The sequence below is a fragment of the Paenibacillus sp. FSL R5-0701 genome (genome assembly GCF_037973995.1).
Classification (GTDB): Bacteria; Bacillota; Bacilli; order Paenibacillales; family Paenibacillaceae; genus Paenibacillus.
This window is the reverse complement of the sequence record NZ_CP150230.1, coordinates 606,600-627,194: the sequence shown is the minus strand read 5'-3', so window position 1 is coordinate 627,194 and position 20,595 is coordinate 606,600. Positions and strand designations below refer to the sequence as shown.

Genomic DNA, 20,595 nt, shown 5'->3' with positions numbered 1-20,595 from the left:
AGGCTGGACCGGATGTCCCCCATGAAATCGTCTAGCGGTCTGGATGAAAATATTGCTGGCATGCTTTGTTATCTGTTTACCTTTGTAGGTGGGATTGTCTTTCTCGCTGTGGAGAAGCGGAGTCGGTTCGTGTTATTTCATGCACTGCAATCTGTAACGGTCTTTGGCATCATTATGGTCGGGCATGTATTATCAGCTTTCCTTCCGTTGTTCGGACCACTGGTGGCATCGCTGTTATCCCTGCTCGGTGTAGTGGTCTGGCTGGTTATGGTCGTTACCAGCCTGCAGGGGAAGTGGCTAAAACTGCCGTGGGTTGGCGATTTTGCAGAAAAACAGCTGCGTCATCTGTAATCCCCGCTCATCATAGTTAAATAAAACAAAAAACACCGAAGACACAACTCTGTTGAGCCTGTATCTTCGGTGTTTCGCATCTAAAAGTGTCTCTTTCATTCGTTCATGCGCTTGAACATTCATAGCATAAACGATGTATATCATAAACCATTCATGCTGTATATCATCATGATTAACCTGATTCATTATTCATCTTGTGAATCGTCTATTAATAACAGTTAACATAACAATCCTGCTGCACGAAAAGCCTGGCCTAATTCGGCTAATTAAGCTGACTTGCCCGTCTCTCCAAGGATGGCATCTGCCTGTTGTTCAGCCATCTTGGCAGCTGTTTCCTTGGTGCCCAGACCATTAAACAGCAGGTTCATGAAGATCGCTGTGAAGCTGCCTGCAATGATACCATTACCGAGCATAATCTGAGCCCAGGCCGGTGCCCCTGCAAACAGCTCAGGTACAACGGTAACCCCAAGCCCCATACCTACAGAACAAGCGATGACAAACAAATTCTCATGTCGGTTCAGATCGACCTGACTGCCGATAATCCGAATGCCTGATGATACCACCATGCCAAACAAGGCCACCATGGCTCCGCCAAGCACTGCCCCTGGAACGAGCTGTGCGAGGGCTGCAATTTTTGGCACAAATCCAATAACCACCAGGATTCCACCAGCTACTACAATGACATCACGCGTCTTCACACGTGTCATCTGTACCAGTCCTACATTTTGCGAATACGTTGTATACGGGAATGAGTTGAAAATACCACCTAAAACAATGGCCAGACCCTCTGCGCGATAACCGCGCGCCAGATCCTTGGACGACAGGTCCTTGTCCAGAATCTTGCCCAGAGCCATAAATACACCTGTGGACTCGGCCACGCTGACAATCGCCACCAGAATCATCGTCAGGATCGGTACTATTTCAAACGTCGGTCTGCCGAAGTAAAATGGCTGAACAACGTGGAACCAACTTGCATCGCGGATAGGAGCAAAATTAACCTCGCCCATAAACCCTGCCGCAATCGTACCTACAAGCAGACCAATCAATACTGAGATGGAACGGATAAAACCGGTTGTAAAACGAGTCATTAGAATGATAAAGAGCAGCACGCCGAAGCCGAGCATGAGATTAACTCCGCTGCCAAAATCTTCTGAACCCTGACCGCCGCCCAGATCGTGGAAAGCAACCGGAATCAAGGTTAAACCGATGATTGTAACCACCGAACCCGTAACCACGGGTGGAAAGAGCCGAATAAGCTTCCCAAAGATTCCGGAGAAGATCAATACGAACAGCCCTGAGGCAATAATTGCTCCGTAAATGGCAGATACTCCACTGTTCATCCCGATTAGGATCATCGGAGACACGGCCTGGAATGCACAACCGAGCATGACAGGCAGCCCTACGCCGAAATATTTATTTCCCCATACCTGGAGCAGTGTAGCCACACCACATGCGAGCAGGTCAATGGCAATAAGATAGGTTAGTTGTTCCTGTGTAAAACCCAATGCGTTACTGACGATCAATGGGACAACGACGGCTCCTGCATACATCGCAAGCACATGCTGTAGTCCGAGGGAGAACGTTTTGATTGGATGCCGATGCCGTTGAAAAATACGCTCGCGTGCCATATTAGTTCGTGCCCTCCTCGTCCGCAAATGTAACCTGTCCATCCGACAGTGCCCCGATACGAACCAGCGATTCCACGCGGTATCCTGCTTCTTTCAGCAAGCGACCTCCCGGCTGGAATGCTTTCTCAATAACAATACCGATACCCACCACTTCGGCTCCAACCTGCTCCACAATGCGAGCCAGACCAAATGCTGCTTCACCATTCGCCAGAAAATCATCAATGATCAGCACACGATCACCAGGCTTCATGAATTTCTTGGCAACGGTAATTTCATTGGTCTCCTGCTTCGTGAAGGAGTAGACCTTCTCCACCAGAATGTCTTCTGTCAGTGTGAGCGACTTCTGCTTCCGAGCAAAGATCAGCGGCACGTTAAGCTCCAACGCAGTCATGATGCCCGGTGCGATCCCTGACGACTCAATTGTCAGCACACGTGTGATATTCTCACCTTCAAAGCGGCGAATGAATTCCTTGCCCACTTCCTTCATCAAAACCGGGTCCATCTGGTGGTTCAGGAATGAATCCACTTTGAGTACTTGCTCGGACAGGACAATGCCTTCCTGTCTTACCTTGTCTTTTAACAATTGCATTGTAATTCTTCCCCCTGAATGCCCTCCGCACAGTGGCTCACAAGCTCTTCCAATCGCATGGGTAAAAAAGCAAAAAGCCCGCCTTTTCACACGCTGCGGAATAACCGGAGACGGGAAAGACGGACTTGTACATATATGGACAAGCCGTATGGATGCTGCAAGTGTGCTGGATGGACAGAATGACAAGAGTTCAATCCTGTTGTGAGAAACCTCAAACAGTGTAATCGGAAACAGATAAAAACCACTTGAACCTGCTCTTCAGTCAAACTGCCTGAGAATGATCTCATGCCAACCATACAAACATTGCAACATCTTTCCCGTAGTCCGATCATTCCGGTGATCGGGTAGAGACATGCAGGCCTATTCCTGCACATATACGAGTAACGGCATATTTAATTTTGGCTCCATGATTCGTTACAATGTATGATCGCGAACCTGAATATAAAAGGTTAAACATAACTGACAATGTTAGAAGTATACCGAATCGGCGGCGTGAAATAAAGAAGTATTTTCATGGAAGTTGCGGAAACTTGTCTTAATTTGCAAACAGGGGGTGATTGGAATCACTTTTTTATGTACAATATGAGAACGGAAGCGCGAATCCGAACGGAGAATAGATGGAAACGCGGCCTATATTTTGAATTGAATGATCAAAGGAGATATGCAAACATGAAAGGCGTACTTAAAGAATTCAAGGAATTTGCCGTCCGCGGCAACGTCATCGATCTGGCGGTCGGTGTCATTATTGGAGCTGCATTTGGTAAAATTGTCACATCCCTTGTGAATGATATCATCATGCCCCCGGTTGGAAAACTGCTGGGCGGGATCGACTTCAGTCAGAAAATCATCAACCTGGACGGGGATATCAAAACAGCAAACGGACAGGACATCACCACACTCGCTCAAGCCAACGAAGCTGGGGCTACCGTGATTGCTTATGGTCAGTTCATCAACGTCATGATTGATTTTCTTATCGTCGCGTTCTGTATTTTCATGCTTGTGAAGGGCATCAACTATCTCAAAAGCAAAGAACACAAAAAGCCCGAGCCGCAAAAAACGACCAAGGCTTGCAAGTATTGCCTATCGGAAATTCCAGCCGCAGCTACCCGCTGCTCACACTGTACTTCAGAGCTTGAAGCTGAAGGCACCGGCGCTCCGGCATAATCACGATAAACGTTTTAAAGACGCGCCGAGTTGAATTACGGATATAAATCCTAATGCGAGGGACAACCTCTTACTTGCTAGGGTTTATGTATGAAAAGCTAGCCATATGGGCTTCCTTAACAATGGGTTGCGTAGCTTAAAGGTTTGAAGGTTCCACCGTAAAGGTGGGGCCTTTTTTGTGTCTATCATACATGTATTACATATGCTCCCTCATGAATTTCATTCGCGGCCATGCTCATGAATTAGAAACGGCGTGGCAGCAAATGCTCCAGGATCGACTTCAGATCTTTATCTTCTTTGTAAACTTCTTCCCCAGTATCAAGCTCTGTCACACGAATATATTCAAAGTTTGCCGAAGCATCCACTGGCTTGAACAACAACTGTGCCTCATCTTCCAAACGTACATTAAATCCCATATCCTTAAACATGCTGCTTAACTGACTGTTAGCTGGTTCCTGACCTTGCCCTACAAATATAAGTCCTCTAAGACTTTTACGTTCCTGAGGTTGCGGATAAATCACCTGAAAGTGTACAATGCATTCCATACGATGGTTCCCCTTTCGTTTAAAACATACTTTGTGAAATTTTGAACTTTAAAAACTGCTATATAAGGAGATACGTTACATGACCCCAGAACGTTTCGACATTTATGACGATCAGCAAAATTGGATCGGCACTTCACTACGCAGCGAGGTCCATGCCAAAGGATATTGGCACCGTTCATTCCACTGCTGGATCGTGCGTGACGAAGGCGAGCAACGACAGGTTCTTTTTCAGCGGCGACGTGATATTAAGGATACCTTCCCCGGATGTTACGACATTACAGCAGCAGGTCATCTCACCGCAGGTGAACAACTGCAAGACGCCAGTCGTGAGCTGGAGGAAGAACTGGGTGTCCATGTATCTTTCGATGCACTAACCTATCTACTCACAGCTACACAGCAACTCCAAGGAGAGGTGCGTGGTGTTCCATTCATAGATCGGGAATTCAGTGCCGTCTATGGACTATGTCTGAACCAGCCGCTCGAAGCCTACGTTCTGCAGCCCAGCGAGGTGGATAGCCTGTATGAAGTTCCGCTGGATGATCTACTCGCTTTGTTTCGTAATGAGATCGACGTGATTCAAGCTACCGGAGTTCAGGCCCAGCCATTGACATTAACACCGCATTCCATCGGTCATAAGAACCCATTAAGTGATCATGCAGCTGATGATCCGGAACGTATCGTTCGCGAGATTCGGGCAGCAGAATTCGTGCCTCATGGCACAGCTTATTATACGGATGTGCTGGAAGCTCTGTATCACGTGCCCAAAGATTGATCACGTACACTCTTGTTCAACCCGATCCAGTTCAATCGAATGTTCATAGCTTCATTTTCTCAAAAATAGCATAACTTCATACCTTTACTATCGACTTGACTGGGAACAGATGCTGTGACAAACATCACTGTCATATCTCAAACCAGCACAAACAGGCGACTGCCTTCGGGCAACGCCTGCTTTATGTACACACGTATTCGTTTCATCAAGATAGGTACCTTTGTGCTGGCATGCTCCATCAGAGGTGAATTAGTCGCCGATCTGTCTAGCTGTGTTCACCCTCTCCTGAAGGAGAAGACCAATAACGCGCAGAGAGTTCTTCGTACCGGTGCCCATAGCGGGACTCCAGTTCCTCACCCATATCCTGTTCCAATTCGTACAACACCAGCTCTTGAGCAAAATGATTCAGCAGCAGTCCGGTCATTACCGGATGCTCCGTCACCACTGCCTGTGTGGCGCATGATTCCCCTCGCATGCCTAGCATGCACCAGCGGCGGTCCACCACCAGAGAGAATTTCCGACCATTACCTGTGCCGTACAATGGCAGACCCGGCAAAGGAACAGGCTGATCGAGCATGCCTTCGCCACCATCACACGACCATAACAACCGCACACCGCGAGCTTCAGCCTGCTGTAAGTCATTACGTAGCAGCTCTGCCTCTTCACGCCAAACGTCTACGACAATCTCATGCTGAGCCTCGGCCAATTCACGGCTCAGATTCTCAAACACATTTTTGTCCCCTTCGACGTTATAAAAGACAGGCTTCTCCGGTTCACTCTTGGGCATGCTGCTCTGAACATAATCCAGCGAGGTACGCATTTGATCGGAGATCATGCGTGTCATCTCCTCCGGCTTCAGCACACTATACTTCGCCGGTTCCCCCGGACTACACCGCAAGAACCCACGCTGTTCCAGCCGTTGCAGGGTCGCATATACATTAGAACGGGACACGCCAAGCCGCTTCGCAACCTCATAGCCTGAGGCTGATCCCTGACGGGCGAGTTCCACCATAATTTTAGATTCCATCTCGGTAAACCCAAGATGACGCAAATGATGCAGCAGTTGGTCCATATTCCCGTCCCCCCATGCTGTCAGCAACCCGCACTGCCTCACAATGATGCAGCAGTGCTTCTACTGCATCAGATCAGATCTGTTCGGCACCACAACGTGGGCACCACTTCGACCCTTTGGGCAGCTCGGCTGCACAAATCTGACAATTCACCATTTCGCGTGATACTTCGGTCTGTACGTCCACCGTGTTCACAATCGGGTTGTTTTCTTTCCAGTAGCGGATGCGTTCGTCCAGTTCCTGCTGACGCTCACGTTCCCGTTGCATCTCTTCATCTCTGCGACGTTCCCACTCCGCATCGAACGCTTCCTTTTCTTCCTGGGTAAATTCCGTACTGTTATATTCCGATTCCGTTTCCAGATCCGCTATGGACGGAATGACCGTATGATACGGCTCGTCTTCCTCCAGTTCCAGTTCAGGTGGCGCATCGTAGAAGTCCGGCTCTGGAGTTGGGGTCTGAGCCACAGCTGCCTCCTGTCTCGCGGCTGTGGTGGCTCCTGCGACTCCTGCAGCTCCTACTGTAGGTGCTGGTGTCTTGAGTTCACCCAACTTGCGTCCGCATTTAGGGCAGAAGTTGGCATCCAGGGAAGCGACGTGTCCACACTCGCACAACCGTTCGTTCTTGAGTTGTGCAATCTTGTTGCGCAGACCATCAATCTCGTCCTGCAATTCGTCGCAGAGCTGCGACAGATCCACCATCTCTTTTTCTGCACGCGTCATATCCTGTGCCCGATAACCCTCATAGAAGATGCGACCCATATCTGTAAAATGGACTTCCTGTTCCTGTTGCAAGCCCACAATCTGGTTGTTCAGTTTCCCAATCTCAACGGCGTGCTGGGCACGCTCTGTTGCTTTGTTCGCTCCGTCTTTGATGCGCTGAAGCAGTTTCATGACCATTCCTCCTCTGTCCCGTCAAAACCAATATTATCATTTCAAATTTTAGAGGTTATTCAAAAAGTCCGCTTTTGATTACGAAGGATGCCAGTGGCATCCTCAGCATCGAATATGGCATTCAGCCGAATAAGCATATGCTTACGAAGTATGTTTCCTTCGGAAACATTGTAGTTGCTCACGTAGTTTCCCTACGCTCCGCTACTCCATTTCTAGCTTCATTCCATCTTCTCGGTACTGAAAACCAGACTTTTTGAACACATACTTGTGGTAAATTAGCATATTACATCCTTCATGCAAAATGCTCAGGCATATAACTTATACGAAATCATGCCAAAAAGTTGCGTAATCTCGTGCAGGTGCCCGTTTTATACCGATACTGGATGAAATCGGGGGCTTTCGTCAAGACCATATGTTCGGGTATAATGAAGCTTTGACCATACTTAACCGCCTGATTAGGCGACTAACTCTATCATACCAATTTACAATGCGATTGTGAAAAGGGCAAATGGTTTACTTTTAGCCGGGATAGTCCTATCCCTGAATGCATACAGAGGTGGATGAAACATGTTAAGTCCGAACTCAACGTTCTACCCCCGTCCGCTCGGGGTTACCCCGGCGGCGTCCCTGCCCCAGTCCCCGTCTGCTCCGCTGGAGACCAGTCGACAACTCGTGGGCAATGATCAACAGGATGCCTTTTATTTTCGCTCGCTGGAAGAGGCAGGTATCAAGTTAAACGCACCACAAATCTCGGCAGTCCGTCACGGCAGAGGACCTATTCTGACGCTCGCCGGAGCCGGTTGTGGCAAAACAACTGTACTGGCTGCAAGAGCCGGCTACCTCATAGAGGTCAGCGGCGTACATGCAGGCAGTATCCTGCTGGTGACGTTCACGAACAAGGCCGCCACCGAGATGAAAGACCGGATCGCCGCATTGCCAGGCATACGTCCGGCAGCCGCGAGAGCCGTACAGGCTCGCACCTTCCACTCTTTTGCGCTGACATTATTACGTCATTACGGTGTGCAGGAAGAGATCTTTGGCGAGTCGCGAGCCCAGCATACGGTGCTGAAGATGCTTCTTCGCCAAAATGGCATGAGTGAAGCCTTCCAGCCTGAAAGTCTGCTGGCCATGCTGTCCGCATGGAAGATGCAAGGATCGGAAACAACCGACTTGCCTGAGAAATCGCAGGAAGAACGCGATGCGAAGCGTGTCCTGCTTGGTTACGAAGCCTGGAAGCAAGATCGGGGCAAAATGGATTTTGATGATATTTTACTGCGGGCAGCCGCGCTGCTTCGTGATCCTGCTGTTCTGGGGCCGCTTCAGAAGCGTTTCCAGTACATTATGGTGGATGAGTTCCAGGATACCAACCATCTGCAGTATGAAATTGTGCAAAAACTGGCTTCCGCTCACCGCAATCTGATGGTTGTGGGAGACGATGACCAGACGATCTATACCTTTAATGGCGCACGCCAGGAATCAATTTTGGAATTCGATAAAGTATACCCCGGTGCACGCATCGTGACGCTGGATATCAATTATCGTAGTGATGCACGCATTCTGGGACTCGGAAGTGAACTGGTCGCCCGCAATAAACGCAGACGTGACAAACGGCTGCGTGCCGCTGGAAACCGCGGCGATGCCCCCCGTTTCGCTACACCCTCCAATGCGGAGGAAGAAGCAGCGTGGGTCGTAAACCAGCTGTGCCAGCAGGTTGAAGAAGGACAACACACCTATCGTGATATTGCGATTCTTCACCGGACAGCCAGCAGCAGCCGGGCTGTATTTGAGCAGCTTGTGTTGAAAGATGTGCCTTTTGTACAGCATGGTGCTTCTCCGGTGTTCTATGACCAGTCTCTCATCAGACCCCTGATGGATCATTTGCGTCTGTCTCTTGATCCACGTGCCATGGATGCTCTCCCAAGTGCATTAGGACCGCTCTATGTATCACGGGATGCAGGGCTGGAGTGGATTCAGCGCTGTGAACAACAACAGGCGAAGAAATACCCACTCATCCATCTGGTGAAATGGGACAAGCTGAAACCGTTCCAGCAGGAACAGGTCAAGGAACGCATCAAGCTGATCAAATCACTGCACAAACTAAAGCCCATCATCGCCATTCAGGAGATGCGCAGGCAGTTCTACGACAAGTACATGGAAAGTGGTGATCCCAGCATCTTCACCCATTATAAGGAAACGATGCTGGAAACCCTGGATGAATTCGAAGCTGCTGTCAAAAAATTCGAAACGGTAGAAGAGTTCATCCAATTCGCGGATGAGCTGTCCCGCAGACACCGTGAGATGGAATCTTTGCGTCGTGCGCAGGATAGTGACGCGGTACAGCTGATGACGATCCACCGGGCCAAAGGATTGGAGTTCCCTTGTGTGTACTGGATTGGAGCCAGTGAAGGCATTGTGCCTCACAGTACAGCACTTCGCCAGGATATTCCCGAGGATCAGAAAGCTGCGCTTGCTATGCAGCAGACAGATGCCGAACTGGACATGGCGCTGGAGGAAGAACGCAGGCTCGCCTACGTTGCCATCACACGGGCCAAGCAGTACTTGTATGTCACCTCACCGGCGAGCCATCACGGAAAACCAGCGGATGTGTCCCGTTTCCTGCTTGAAGCCTTCGGCATGGAAGTACCGGACAAACGCAAACCTCGTGAGGAGAGCCGGACGAGCAGTCAGGCTTCATATGGTAAAGGCAACGGACAGTATGCCCGCTCGTCCGGCTCAGGTGCCCGTTCAGAAGGTCGGGATGCAGCACAGCGTCGTGCCATCAGCCACAGTGACCGTCGTGACTACGAGGTCCACAACGAACGTGATGAGGATCGCCTCGGTGAACGGTGTGGTAGTGGGGAGATTCGCAACCATAAGGCATTCAGCACCACAGGTCTGAGTCCAACAGCTGCAAGTTCCTCCAGTTCACATTCGCACACTTCAGGTTCAGGTAATGCTGAGCGTACGGAGACCGTTGCGGTCTGGAAGTGTAGTTCATCCACCTGTAAAGCTTGGCTAAGACAGAAGCCGGCTGTGCCTTCAAAAGCAACCAAGAAGGCATCCTCAGGCCCTCCCGCCTGTCCCCTGTGTTCAGGATCGATGGAGGCTGGCACCCGCCAAGTTCCCGTAACGGGGAGATTTGGGAAATAACTCAAAGGAAGAGGTCCCTTATGAAGTTAGAGATGATTATTAAAGAGCGGATTCAAGAAAGATTCGACACCCTACAGGAATTGTACGATATTTGGTTTACCGAAAATCCCGCTTATATCGCTCCCAAAGAAAAACTTTTTCCACAAGCACATATTGAGCGACTTAGAACCATTACTTATCTATTGGATAAAGGGTTCATCGTCGTTAATCCCGTTAAAGATGAACCATCTCTCGTGTCAGTCAGTATTACAGTAGATGGAATTGATTTTTTTGAACAAAGTCGATTAGAAGGAAAAGGTAATGGCTGGTCATATGTGACTGAACATGTGGATGAGTAAATAACACACGAGCATAGTAGCTCGTTTCAGGGCGCTTTTTGCTGTTTATTAACAGTAGAAGCGTCTTTTTTCCATTTCAGAATGGGGGTTGGATTATGCAGGACGACAAACAACATCTGTATGTATCGGTAACACATAATCTTATTGAGCAAACCAAGAACGAATCTACACCCTTTGAGGTGTTGGTGGATGACAAACAGTTGGGCCGATTAAAAGATCTGATGAAGGTGCTGGAGGATGATGACGCCTATACCTTGCAACGGGCTCCGGTACCCTACAAGTCGGCAGATCATGATGAGGCAACAGAGCAATTTTCGGATGGCATGACCTTGCTGTACACTTTTCTGTATGACCATGGCACGCCGAACACCCGGCAGGCGATCGAGAGCATGAACGTGCTTCCGAGGCTGCAGGATACGGATTACGATGACCCGGGGTACGAGAATTCACCATTGAACAAATGACAAGATGCCAAAAAGCATGCGCAACCGCAGATCACGCGGAAGACGCATGCTTTTGTTATATGAAGGACAACAGGAACGGGAATGGATTTAATCCAGACGAATCTCCTGCCCTTTCTCAGCCGATTCGTAGATTGCGCATAGCATGCGCGTGGAAGCCACACCATCCGCGATTGGACTGATCGGTTCTGTACCGTTCAGGCAGCAATCCACAAAGTGGTCAATCTGGTTCTGGAATGCACTATGAATATGGAGACCCGTATTGTCCGTCTGGGGTTCAATATTCAGGATGGTATTATTTTTCTCCGTGACGATCAGTGTCTCCGGCTCCAGTTCGAACCCACCACGCTCGCCGTATAATTTCACCGAAGATTCATCTCCGCGTGCATGCAGGGTAAAGCTCACATCCACCGCCAGCGAAGCCCCGTTCTCAAACCGAATAAGTGCATTCGCCATATCTTCCACGTCATTCACAGCTGCGCTGTAGTCGGCTGCTTTGTAAAAAGAAAGATGTTCGATATGGGCACGATTGCCCAACTTCCGATACGTATTACCACTGACCGAAACAGGTTTCGGCTTGCCCATGAGGTACCAACACTGGTCAATAATATGTACGCCGAGATCAATCAGGGGACCACCGCCGGAACGGCTTTTATCAGCAAACCAACCGCCTGGATTGCCGTGACGCCGCAGAATGGAAGCTTTGGCATAATACAGTTCACCAAACTCCCCGGCATCAATGAATCTGCGCATCATCTGCATATTGTTATCATACCGCCGCACAAATCCCACGATAAACGTACGTCCGCTCTTCTTCACCGCTTCTTCAATCCGGAGCGCATCTTCCACATTGGTTGCGACCGGTTTCTCCAGCAACACATGCTTACCTGCCTCCAGTGCAGCAATGGCAAATTCGGCATGTGTATTATTCCAGGTACAGATACTGACAGCATCCACATGCGGGTCCTCCAGCATCTCCCGATAATCGGTGTACACGGATTGAGCATCGTACTTCTGCGCAGCAGCCTTAGCCCGTTCTTCGTTCAGATCGCAGATGGCATAGATGACGGCATCCTCGTTTTTGGCATAACACCTCATATGAAGATCCGAGATTGATCCTGTACCAATCATTCCGATGTGCAACATTTGTTTCGTGCTCATCATCGTCCTCCCTTCCTTTTCCACAACTTCCAGAACATCATTATCGTCTAGTCTGCCCGCAGCATGCCTTCGTAAATACCCGGCGTTGAATTTTCAATCTTCACGGCACCCAGCGTCCGGGCATAGAAATCCACAGGGCCCGCTGATCCGATAATGGCATACCCGTAACCGTCTGCCTTCATCGCATGCATACAGGCCAGTAACAAGGCTGTGCCTACACCTTTGCCCCGTGCATCCTGGCTCACACCTGTCGGTCCGAAGAAGTTGCGACATGTCGCTTCGTAACAGGCAAATCCAATCATTTTCCCATGCTCAACCGCAATATAACAGGACACGGGCTGACGTGCAAAAGCGACATCACATTCATCCACCCAAGCCTGGCTAAAATGTGACCTTACCCAATCCAGTACAAGCTGTTTCTCTGGGGCAATGGCTCTACGAATCACAATGGAGGATTCCTCCAGCGTTCTCAGTCCACTCTCTTGCTCCGGCAAACGATAGAGCGCTACCAACATATCACTCATCTAATCCGTTCCTCCTCGTACTTGAATGTGAAATAGGACAATGGTTTGGCCACTACCTGAAATTAACCTGATCCTGCTGCGGATAACCTGCAATACAAGCGATATTTCTAATTTAAAATAACCTACCGCTTACGTTCATTGCATCAACTGCAACACTTAGACGATTTGTCCCGTCTATTAACTTGAAGCGCGGCCCTAAGGAAGATTTTACCGCGACAGTACACAGATTAGAAGGGATGAATATTGATGAACAACAACATGAAAAAAGTAAGTGCACTGATGGCCCTATCCATGGCATTGGGTGGCGGAGCCGCTTATGCAGCAACACTGGACAACACACAACCAGCCCATCAAACATCCGTTTCAGCAGATAGTAACGCAGTGAGTGTAGTAAACGTATCCGTGAATGGTGCATCCATCTCTGATGGTTATTGGAACAAGGATGGCAAAGTAGCCATGATCCCGCTGCGTGATCTTACCGACGCCCTGGGTATTGAACTGGAATGGAATAAAGAAACCAAAACTGCAGAGCTGACTCGTGGTGCTCTCTGGACACAGGTAATCACAGGCAAGGATCAATATTCTGTGAATAAAATGCTGCTCACACTGGGCACAGCGCCCGAAATCACAGGCGGCAAATTGTATGTACCGGTTTCTTTTGCTGAGAAAGCACTGCATGGACAAGTGAACACAACAGGAAATCAGGTGACGATCTCCAGTGAAGAGGACGTGAAGACGGTTACTGAACGTGGTGTAATTACCAGAATCTCGAACCAAGATAAATATAAGTCCATCCAGATTGGCGGTGCAGGTACGGATGGTATTGTGCTCAATCTGAGCGATGAGACAAAATTCATCTCAGTTGAGGGGAAAGAGATTGCACTGACTGATCTGGCCATTGGCATGAACGTGGAAGCTGAGCATTCCCTGATCACTACTCGCAGTCTGCCACCACAAACGCCAACCTATACAGTCACTGTACTGGATGCGGCTACAGCATCTGAGGCACAACCTAAAGAGCTTCTGGGCACAGCGGGTACAATTGAAAATGTAAAAACAGCTGAAGGCAGCATCTCACAGATTGAAATCACAGGTACACGGTTAACAGAAACAGCTCCTGACCATGTCGTGCTGAACATCGACAAAGACACACTGATCGTGAACCACGAAGGTGAAACGGTAAAAGCTGAAGAACTGACCAAAGGCGCTAAAGTCATTGGGTTCTACAGCCCTGTGTTGACACGCAGCCTGCCTCCAATCGGAACGGCTTGGAAAGTGGTTGTTGAAGCACCTGCAACAGAGCTGGAAGCGAAATAATATGATTGGAAAAACGTCTGGCTGAAACACATGTTATATGTTGTTGCAGACGACCGCGTGCATCGCTTAGCACGGGGGCATGAGTGTGGAGCATCATAATGACCAGCCATCCGCATGTATCTCCTAGCGCGCGGTGTCATGAGTTTGGTGCATCAAGAGCTCAGCCGTGCGGCCAGGCAGCGAAGTTAATTCAAAACAACCTTATCCGCTTGTCTTCTGACAGGCACGGGTAAGGTTGTTTTTTGGTTTGGTTTTGGTTTTTTTTAGAGCGTGTCTACAAACTGCTTCAAACCGAAGCGTACCTGAAACTTGTCCAGAGCAGACACGCGCGATGTGCGCTACATACGAAATAGGTTTCATACTGAATGTGAGAGCAATTGGATTTAGCGCTAATGAATCTGAGGCGTCTTATTCAAGGATTTGAAGCACCCGCAAAAATCTAAGGAATCTGAGACACGCTATCTTAGAATAAACAGCTGTTTACAGTGTTTTTATCAGAATTCGAGAAATAACGTGTCTGGTGTTCTTTACATTTTAAGAAGAGGACCTGAGGGCCAGATAAGACGTCCTGTGTTCCTTAGAATATCTTCCGGGTATTCGCCAGAATCAACCGGCTTGGGTTTCATCTTCAACGATCGCTTCCACTTCAATCTCAACCATCAACAAGGGATCAATGAGTGCGCTAACTTCAACCATGGTGGCTACAGGCTGGATCTGTCCAAAAAATTCACCGTGCGCCTTGCCAACTTCCTCCCATCTGGAGATATCGGTCACAAACATTCGGGTTCTCACCACATGCGACATGTCAGCCCCCAGTTCTTTCAGTGCATTCTCGATCGTCTGCAAAACGAACCTTGTCTGTGCGTACGGATCACCTGCCCCAACAACTACACCATCTTGCATCGCGGTTGTACCCGCCACTTCAATTCGGTTCCCTACACGGATGGCACGGCAATATCCCACCAACGGTTCCCATGGGGAACCGGTAAAAACCTGCTGTCTGCTCATTCTCTCGTCCCTCGCTTTGGTTGTATTTATATCTAAATGGATTAAACATGAATTATATCAGTCCACCATCATCTCAGACAATGGAATGAAATTAATTCTATCTTAATTCCATTAACATTTTTGCACAGAAAAAAATCCCTGAATGACTGCCCGTTGTATAGATCAAGGACGGTTCATTCGGGGATTTTATGAGAAATAGTATCTTTTCTTTTTCTTTAAGGATGAAACATCCAAATTACAACTTGATATTAGCCTCATCGAAGTATTCTTCCAGAGTTAACCCACTCTTCGCCACATCCGGTGCCAAATCTGTACCGATGTACCGGATATGCCAAGGCTCATAGACGTAACCTGTAGTATCTTCTTCACCTTGCAGATAACGGATGACATATCCGTATTCTGCAGCATGTTCAGCCAACCACTGGCCTTCCTTCGATGTGCCAAATACCTCTTCCAGCACATTGCCCACACTCGGACTCGATACATCGATGGCAAGACCCGTCTGATGTTCGCTTCGGCCTGGCACAGAACTCACACGATCTGTGTATTCTTGACCTTTGGTTTTGACATTATTGTTATAGATGGATACCTGACGCTGATATGAACGATAACCGGACACCGCACGAAGCTCAATGCCATCCGCTTTTGCACCTGCAAACAACTTCTCCAGCGCCTCCGCAGCTTCCTTGCGCATATGCCGCTTCTCGTGTGGTTCGTCGAAGGAGAACGGTACATTCGGCTCTACCAGATCGTTCGGCTCGTACCCGTCAGGCAGACTCCGTTGTTTGTTCACAATGACGGTCATAGACTCCGCATTGGTCACCACGGATTGTGCATCAATCGTCGTTTGCAGTGCGCTGATACTGCGTTTCTCCAGCAATGGGTCTTCCGCTGTCGCCCCGTTACCATTGTCCGAAGAGCCCTGCTCTCCGCCCGCTGAAGCATTCCCAGACTCGCTATCCGTGCCTTCACCGCTGTTGCCAGAAGATGATGTGTCATCCCCGCCAGCATTGTCGCCATCAGTTCCTTTATCCTCCGTAAAATGAACCGTTGTGCCGTCCGTCTCCTGTTGTGTGTTACCTGTTCCATTCGGATTCTGGCTTTCCTCTGTGCCTGAACCGTTCTGGCACGCGGCAAGCAATGCTCCGCATATCATCAATGAGGACAGCATAACCACCATGCGGCGCTGTCTTCCTGTAGTTGATTTCATGTAAAAACTCCTATCGCAATAATATAAATGTTGTCTAGTTGTTGTATGCAATGTTCCCTGCGACAGTATACCTTAATTGGGAGCGAAGCTCCACTAGTAAAGACGTCCTTTAGAAGAGATCCGAATGAACATATACGGGCTGTACAGCCTGTATGATCGTTTTTTGGACTTTTAGAGCAACATGCTGCAATAAAAACAAGCAGGGGTGATCTGAGATCTCCCCCGCTCTGATGGGTGCATCATTTGGTTGCCGGGCTGTCCGTCTTCTTCTGGACAGCCTGCCACATCCGCGTGGCTACACGCTCGCGGATCAAATCCAGCCCTGCGGTGGCCGGCACGCCCGGCAGCAGCGCCGTCAGCTCCGGCAACGCCGGCGGCTTGCCCGGCCGCGTAAGGCGCACCTCAACGGCCCCAAAGCCCGGCCCCGGCTGGTGCATGGCGCCGTCCGCGGCCGCCTCGGCGATCCACTCGCCGACGGCCGCGCCGCCTTCGCCGCCCCGCACTTGCGGGCGGCCAGCCGTTTCCGCTGCGCGGCCGGGGCCGCTGGGATCATGCGCGAGTTCCTCCGCCCATGATCCCAGCACGCCGGCGAGCAGCGCTTCGCGCGGCAGGCCGGCGTGCGCCAGCTGCAGCAGCGGCGCGGCCGCGAGGCGCGAGGCTACGGCGCGCTCAGCGGCCGCGGCATGCGCGCAGCCCGGGCGGCCGCAGGTGCACGCCACGGCCGCGCTGGCCGTTGCTGCACCTGGCGAGCCCTCGGGCGCTTGCGCAGCCGGTAGTAGCCCCGCGAGCTCCTCGGGCGCCGGGCCGCCGCGCAGCAAGGCGTACAGCGTCAGCGGGCGCTTGCGCAGCTGAGCCAGTACAGACTCGCGCTGCGCTTCGCTCAGTCGCGCCGGCGTTCCCGTGACTGTGAACATGCCTGCGGCTGATCCAGTCTTGCCCTCAGCAGCGGAAGCGGAAGCAGAAACGGAAACTTCCTGATCCGCATCCGCTGCTGTATTTACTTCTGCTGTCCATCCACCGGGGGACATATGCAGCTCGATCTTCCATTTTTCACTCACAACAATCCCCCTTTCTCAACATCTATATTCCTCTGAATGTTCAAGGTCACAGCCACGTCTCACCCTGAAGAGAGATCAGACCACGCAGCTCATCATCCGACATCTCGGTCAGCCAATTCTCACCCGAACCAACGACCTGCTCGGAGAGTGCCTTCTTACTTTCGATCAGCTCATCAATCCGTTCTTCCAGTGTTCCCTGACAGATCAACTTATGCACCTGCACGTTGCGATTCTGTCCAATTCGGAATACACGATCCGTTGCCTGATTCTCAACCGCAGGATTCCACCACCGATCATAGTGAACGACATGACTCGCGCGTGTCAGATTCAGACCTACACCTCCGGCACGAAGAGATAGAACAAACATGGACGGCCCCTCTCCTTTTTGGAAAGTCTCCACCATATCATCTCTTTGCGCTTTCGACACACCACCATGCAGGAAATAAGGTTCTTCCTCATATCGCTGTTTCAACCTCGATACCAACAGATCTCCCATAGCAACATACTGCGTGAAGATCAGAGCCGATTCCCCGTTATCACGGATGGCGTCCAGCAGTTCAAGCAAACGTTCCATCTTACCAGATGCCTCTGCCTTGCCATGGTCTTTCCGATTGCTGTCCGCCAGCACCGGATGATCACAGATCTGCTTGAGCTTGGTCAGGGAGGACAGAACAATCCCCTTCCGGGCAATGCCATTTCTGCCGTCCAAACCACCCATCAGATCATCCACTACACGCTGATACAACACCGTCTGCTCCGGCGTCAGGGAACAATAGGATTTCAGTTCAAGCTTCTCTGGCAGATCCTTGCGAATATCCGGATCACTCTTCAGCCTGCGCAGCATGAATGGAGATACCAGTCGATGAAGTTCACGCAAGGATGCTGCATTTTCTTCGGATGGCCCCAGTCCCGTATACCGCTGGCGGAACGATGAAGCTGTGCCCAGATACCCCGGATTGAGAAACTGGAAGATCGACCAAAGTTCGCTCAGCCGGTTCTCTACAGGCGTTCCCGTCATCGCAATACGGTGAAGTGTAGACAGGCGCATGACACTTTGCGCTTGTTTGGTACGGTAGTTCTTAATATATTGTGCCTCATCCAGCACTATGGTGGACCAGTGCAACGAAGCCAGATCCGGGCCATCTCTGCCTGCCAGATGATAGGTCGTCAGTACAATGTCATGCGTCTGCGCTTCTGCCTGAAAATCATTCCCGTGCAACCGTTGTCCGCCATGATGAATGTACAGCGACAGATCCGGGGCAAACCGCTTCAGCTCACGCTGCCAGTTTCCAAGCAGCGAGGTAGGACACACAATAAGTGCTGGCAGATGAACAGGCTGCTCATTCGCGTGCTGATCCGCCGGGAAAGAATCATCCAATCCATTCAACAGCTCATTCTCACGGGCTTCCTCTTCAGCTGCCTGGCGTTCCTCGTGTTTGCGGTCCAGCAGACAGGTAATTACCTGAATGGTCTTCCCAAGTCCCATATCGTCCGCCAGACATACGCCAAAGCCCAGCTCACGCATCGCGGATAACCATTGGTAACCTCGTTCCTGATAAGGTCTTAGTTCACCATGCAATTCTGCCGGAACCTGACGAGGCTCTATGCTGCGAAGCACCTGTCCATCGAGCAGGAAAGCAAGCATCCCATCAGATTCGGCGCCAAAGACGGAAAGGCCCTTCCATGCGGAATCCTCCCCTTCATCCGCTGCCAGATGCAGCCATTCGGAGAGAGGCATATATTGTTCTTCTTCTTTTTTCATATAACGCAGGACTTGGCGAATCTCTTTTGTATCCACTTCAATCCATTCACCGCGGAACATAACATACGGAACTGTGGATTCAGCCAGTGCTGCCAGTTCCTCCGCCGTGACCGGTTTCCCATCCAGCATAGGCTCCGTCTTGAAAGCAACCAATTGTTCCATGCCCAGTGCCGATGTGGCTCCAGGCAACCGCTCTGTTCCCCGATTCAACATCTGCAGACGCAGTCCCGCACGACGTTTCCCGGCACGACTCCACCTTGAAGGCATGAGAACGGTTATCCCGGCCTTCTGCAAACGTGGAACCGCATGCGTGAGAAATTCAAAGAAACCCTGCTGCTCCAGCTTAATTTCCTCCGGACGGGCGGTAAGCAGCGCCGTCTCCAGTTCAGGTGCCAGTTCTGCTGCTTGCCCGAGTGCCATCAATAATTGCTCTGCCGCCGAGGTATATAACACCTTCCCCCGGTCCAGATCTCGCTCTGGATGTGCCCAGATAGTCCGTGCAGGCAACCTCAGGCTTGGTTCCTGCTCACTGTCCACCCAAAAGCTTATTCCCCAGATCGTTTCATGTTCGCCCAGTGGAGGCTCCAAGCGGAGCACCAGCTTCAATTGGCCTTCAGCAGGTGCCATCTCTTCTGCTCCCACGATTGGCATTGACGTTCCACCAACTTCTTGCAACGTATGAATAAACGCTGTCATATCGTCCGTCGGCCCTTGCACCGTCACAGGACGGAACATCGAGATCAGACTGTTCCACCAGAGTTCGGCTACTGGCGAAGATCCTCGTCGATATGGGGTGCGGTAACGGGACAGCTCACTGTCCATGCCCTCCAGTTCACTTGTCACTACAGCATGAATCATGCCACTCATGAATGAAAATAATACCGCAGCCCCTGCTTCTTCACGCGTTTCCGGTTCCAATGAAGCATAAGCTCCAGGAGCAGCCAACCCAATCGGAGGCATCGCTTCAGCAAGATCGCGGAAGCGTTCGATGTCCTCCTCCTGCTGCAAGCGTGGCCGCCATACGCCTGTTAATGTCTCTTGCCCGGTCCGTCGCCGTGCTCCGGTCTTTGCTGCGAATTCAGCCGATGGAGCAATTGCTCCCCGCAACAGCAGCTCCTGTGTGAACTGCGCTGCTTTGATCCAGTAACGCATCTCTTCTCCAACCTGAATTCCGGCTGCATTTAACAAACGGTCATCCCATTGCAGCAGCAACCTGAAGGCATCCTTAGGCGAGACTGCCAATCCTTCCAATGTGCGCCCCAGCAGTTGACGCCGCTTCGTGTTCTTCGCTTCAGCCGTGTTCCTCAGCGGATTCGGCCAGCGCAGCTCCGCAAGACGCAGAGCGGCAGGCTGAAACAGACGACCCCCGTCGCCAAAATTCAACCTTCTTACCACGTGGCTCCATGCATCCACACGTGGTTCCGATGTTTCACCGGAAAAACAAAAAAATACGTCACCAAGCCATACTCCATACAGCGATTGCATCATTAAAGTCTCCCGTCATCCCTTCGCATTGTTACTCTCCATCATATACGAAAATGACCGGATTTAAAAACCTTTGCCCATAAAAAGTGGTTATTTCGATGGTTAGGGGGT

The 20,595-nt window shown here is 50.4% G+C and carries 18 protein-coding genes and 1 riboswitch; of the genes, 7 read left to right on the top strand and 11 right to left on the bottom strand.

Features of this window, described 5'->3' with window-relative positions:
- Window positions 1-12 precede the first annotated feature (12 nt).
- A complete protein-coding gene (locus tag MKZ13_RS02950) occupies window positions 13-351 on the top strand; it encodes a hypothetical protein (protein WP_237177728.1) in 339 nt (112 codons plus the stop codon).
- 266 nt (window positions 352-617) lie between these two features.
- Here the strand turns inward: MKZ13_RS02950 and MKZ13_RS02945 are convergent, their stop codons facing one another.
- Together MKZ13_RS02945 and MKZ13_RS02940 are read right to left on the bottom strand one after the other, a co-directional pair.
- The gene (locus MKZ13_RS02945) at window positions 618-1,979 is read right to left on the bottom strand and encodes a nucleobase:cation symporter-2 family protein (RefSeq protein WP_036613194.1); all 1,362 of its coding nucleotides are present in this window, start codon (window positions 1,977-1,979) and stop codon (window positions 618-620) included.
- Between the two features lies 1 nt (window position 1,980).
- Window positions 1,981-2,568, bottom strand: a complete 588-nt coding sequence (locus tag MKZ13_RS02940) for a xanthine phosphoribosyltransferase (protein ID WP_036613196.1) — start codon at window positions 2,566-2,568, stop codon at window positions 1,981-1,983.
- A 300-nt stretch (window positions 2,569-2,868) separates the two neighbouring features.
- Window positions 2,869-2,968, bottom strand: a riboswitch (purine riboswitch).
- Between the two features lie 269 nt (window positions 2,969-3,237).
- On the opposite strand from MKZ13_RS02940, the gene mscL reads away from it, so the two are divergent.
- A complete protein-coding gene (gene mscL / locus MKZ13_RS02935) occupies window positions 3,238-3,732 on the top strand; it encodes a large conductance mechanosensitive channel protein MscL (RefSeq protein WP_221825723.1) in 495 nt (164 codons plus the stop codon).
- A 242-nt stretch (window positions 3,733-3,974) separates the two neighbouring features.
- Here mscL and MKZ13_RS02930 read toward each other — a convergent pair whose 3' ends face one another.
- Window positions 3,975-4,277 carry a hypothetical protein gene (locus MKZ13_RS02930; protein ID WP_017690846.1) on the bottom strand — a complete coding sequence of 101 codons (303 nt, stop codon included), beginning with the start codon at window positions 4,275-4,277 and terminating at the stop codon, window positions 3,975-3,977.
- 79 nt (window positions 4,278-4,356) lie between these two features.
- Between MKZ13_RS02930 and MKZ13_RS02925 the strand changes: the two genes are divergently transcribed.
- A complete protein-coding gene (locus MKZ13_RS02925) occupies window positions 4,357-5,049 on the top strand; it encodes an NUDIX domain-containing protein (RefSeq protein WP_339181638.1) in 693 nt (230 codons plus the stop codon).
- Window positions 5,050-5,314: 265 nt separating this feature from the next.
- Here the strand turns inward: MKZ13_RS02925 and MKZ13_RS02920 are convergent, their stop codons facing one another.
- On the bottom strand, window positions 5,315-6,121 hold the full coding sequence (locus MKZ13_RS02920) for a helix-turn-helix domain-containing protein (protein ID WP_339181635.1): 807 nt from the start codon (window positions 6,119-6,121) through the stop codon (window positions 5,315-5,317).
- A 73-nt stretch (window positions 6,122-6,194) separates the two neighbouring features.
- Window positions 6,195-7,010 (bottom strand): zinc ribbon domain-containing protein, encoded by an 816-nt coding sequence (locus tag MKZ13_RS02915; RefSeq protein WP_339181632.1) that lies wholly within the window; start codon window positions 7,008-7,010, stop codon window positions 6,195-6,197.
- Window positions 7,011-7,577: 567 nt separating this feature from the next.
- Between MKZ13_RS02915 and MKZ13_RS02910 the strand changes: the two genes are divergently transcribed.
- From MKZ13_RS02910 to MKZ13_RS02900, 3 genes are all read left to right on the top strand, one after another.
- On the top strand, window positions 7,578-10,160 hold the full coding sequence (locus MKZ13_RS02910) for a UvrD-helicase domain-containing protein (protein ID WP_339181629.1): 2,583 nt from the start codon (window positions 7,578-7,580) through the stop codon (window positions 10,158-10,160).
- A 20-nt stretch (window positions 10,161-10,180) separates the two neighbouring features.
- Complete coding sequence (locus MKZ13_RS02905) at window positions 10,181-10,498, top strand: hypothetical protein (protein ID WP_221825892.1); 318 nt, start codon at window positions 10,181-10,183, stop codon at window positions 10,496-10,498.
- 95 nt (window positions 10,499-10,593) lie between these two features.
- The gene (locus MKZ13_RS02900) at window positions 10,594-10,962 is read left to right on the top strand and encodes a hypothetical protein (RefSeq protein ID WP_221825891.1); all 369 of its coding nucleotides are present in this window, start codon (window positions 10,594-10,596) and stop codon (window positions 10,960-10,962) included.
- 87 nt (window positions 10,963-11,049) lie between these two features.
- Here MKZ13_RS02900 and MKZ13_RS02895 read toward each other — a convergent pair whose 3' ends face one another.
- A complete protein-coding gene (locus MKZ13_RS02895) occupies window positions 11,050-12,120 on the bottom strand; it encodes a Gfo/Idh/MocA family oxidoreductase (protein WP_221825896.1) in 1,071 nt (356 codons plus the stop codon).
- 47 nt (window positions 12,121-12,167) lie between these two features.
- The gene (locus tag MKZ13_RS02890; RefSeq protein WP_339181627.1) at window positions 12,168-12,644 is read right to left on the bottom strand and encodes a GNAT family N-acetyltransferase; all 477 of its coding nucleotides are present in this window, start codon (window positions 12,642-12,644) and stop codon (window positions 12,168-12,170) included.
- Window positions 12,645-12,902: 258 nt separating this feature from the next.
- On the opposite strand from MKZ13_RS02890, the gene MKZ13_RS02885 reads away from it, so the two are divergent.
- Window positions 12,903-13,961 (top strand): copper amine oxidase N-terminal domain-containing protein, encoded by a 1,059-nt coding sequence (locus MKZ13_RS02885; RefSeq protein ID WP_339181625.1) that lies wholly within the window; start codon window positions 12,903-12,905, stop codon window positions 13,959-13,961.
- A 606-nt stretch (window positions 13,962-14,567) separates the two neighbouring features.
- Here MKZ13_RS02885 and MKZ13_RS02880 read toward each other — a convergent pair.
- The 4 genes from MKZ13_RS02880 to MKZ13_RS02865 form a co-directional block, all read right to left on the bottom strand.
- Complete coding sequence (locus MKZ13_RS02880) at window positions 14,568-14,969, bottom strand: RidA family protein (protein WP_076332718.1); 402 nt, start codon at window positions 14,967-14,969, stop codon at window positions 14,568-14,570.
- Window positions 14,970-15,204: 235 nt separating this feature from the next.
- On the bottom strand, window positions 15,205-16,179 hold the full coding sequence (locus MKZ13_RS02875; protein ID WP_127551134.1) for a M15 family metallopeptidase: 975 nt from the start codon (window positions 16,177-16,179) through the stop codon (window positions 15,205-15,207).
- Between the two features lie 239 nt (window positions 16,180-16,418).
- Complete coding sequence (locus tag MKZ13_RS02870) at window positions 16,419-17,237, bottom strand: hypothetical protein (protein WP_339181620.1); 819 nt, start codon at window positions 17,235-17,237, stop codon at window positions 16,419-16,421.
- A gap of 46 nt (window positions 17,238-17,283) precedes the next feature.
- Entirely contained in the window at window positions 17,284-20,487 is a 3,204-nt protein-coding gene (locus MKZ13_RS02865; protein WP_339181617.1) for a DEAD/DEAH box helicase, read from the bottom strand.
- Window positions 20,488-20,595 lie beyond the last annotated feature (108 nt).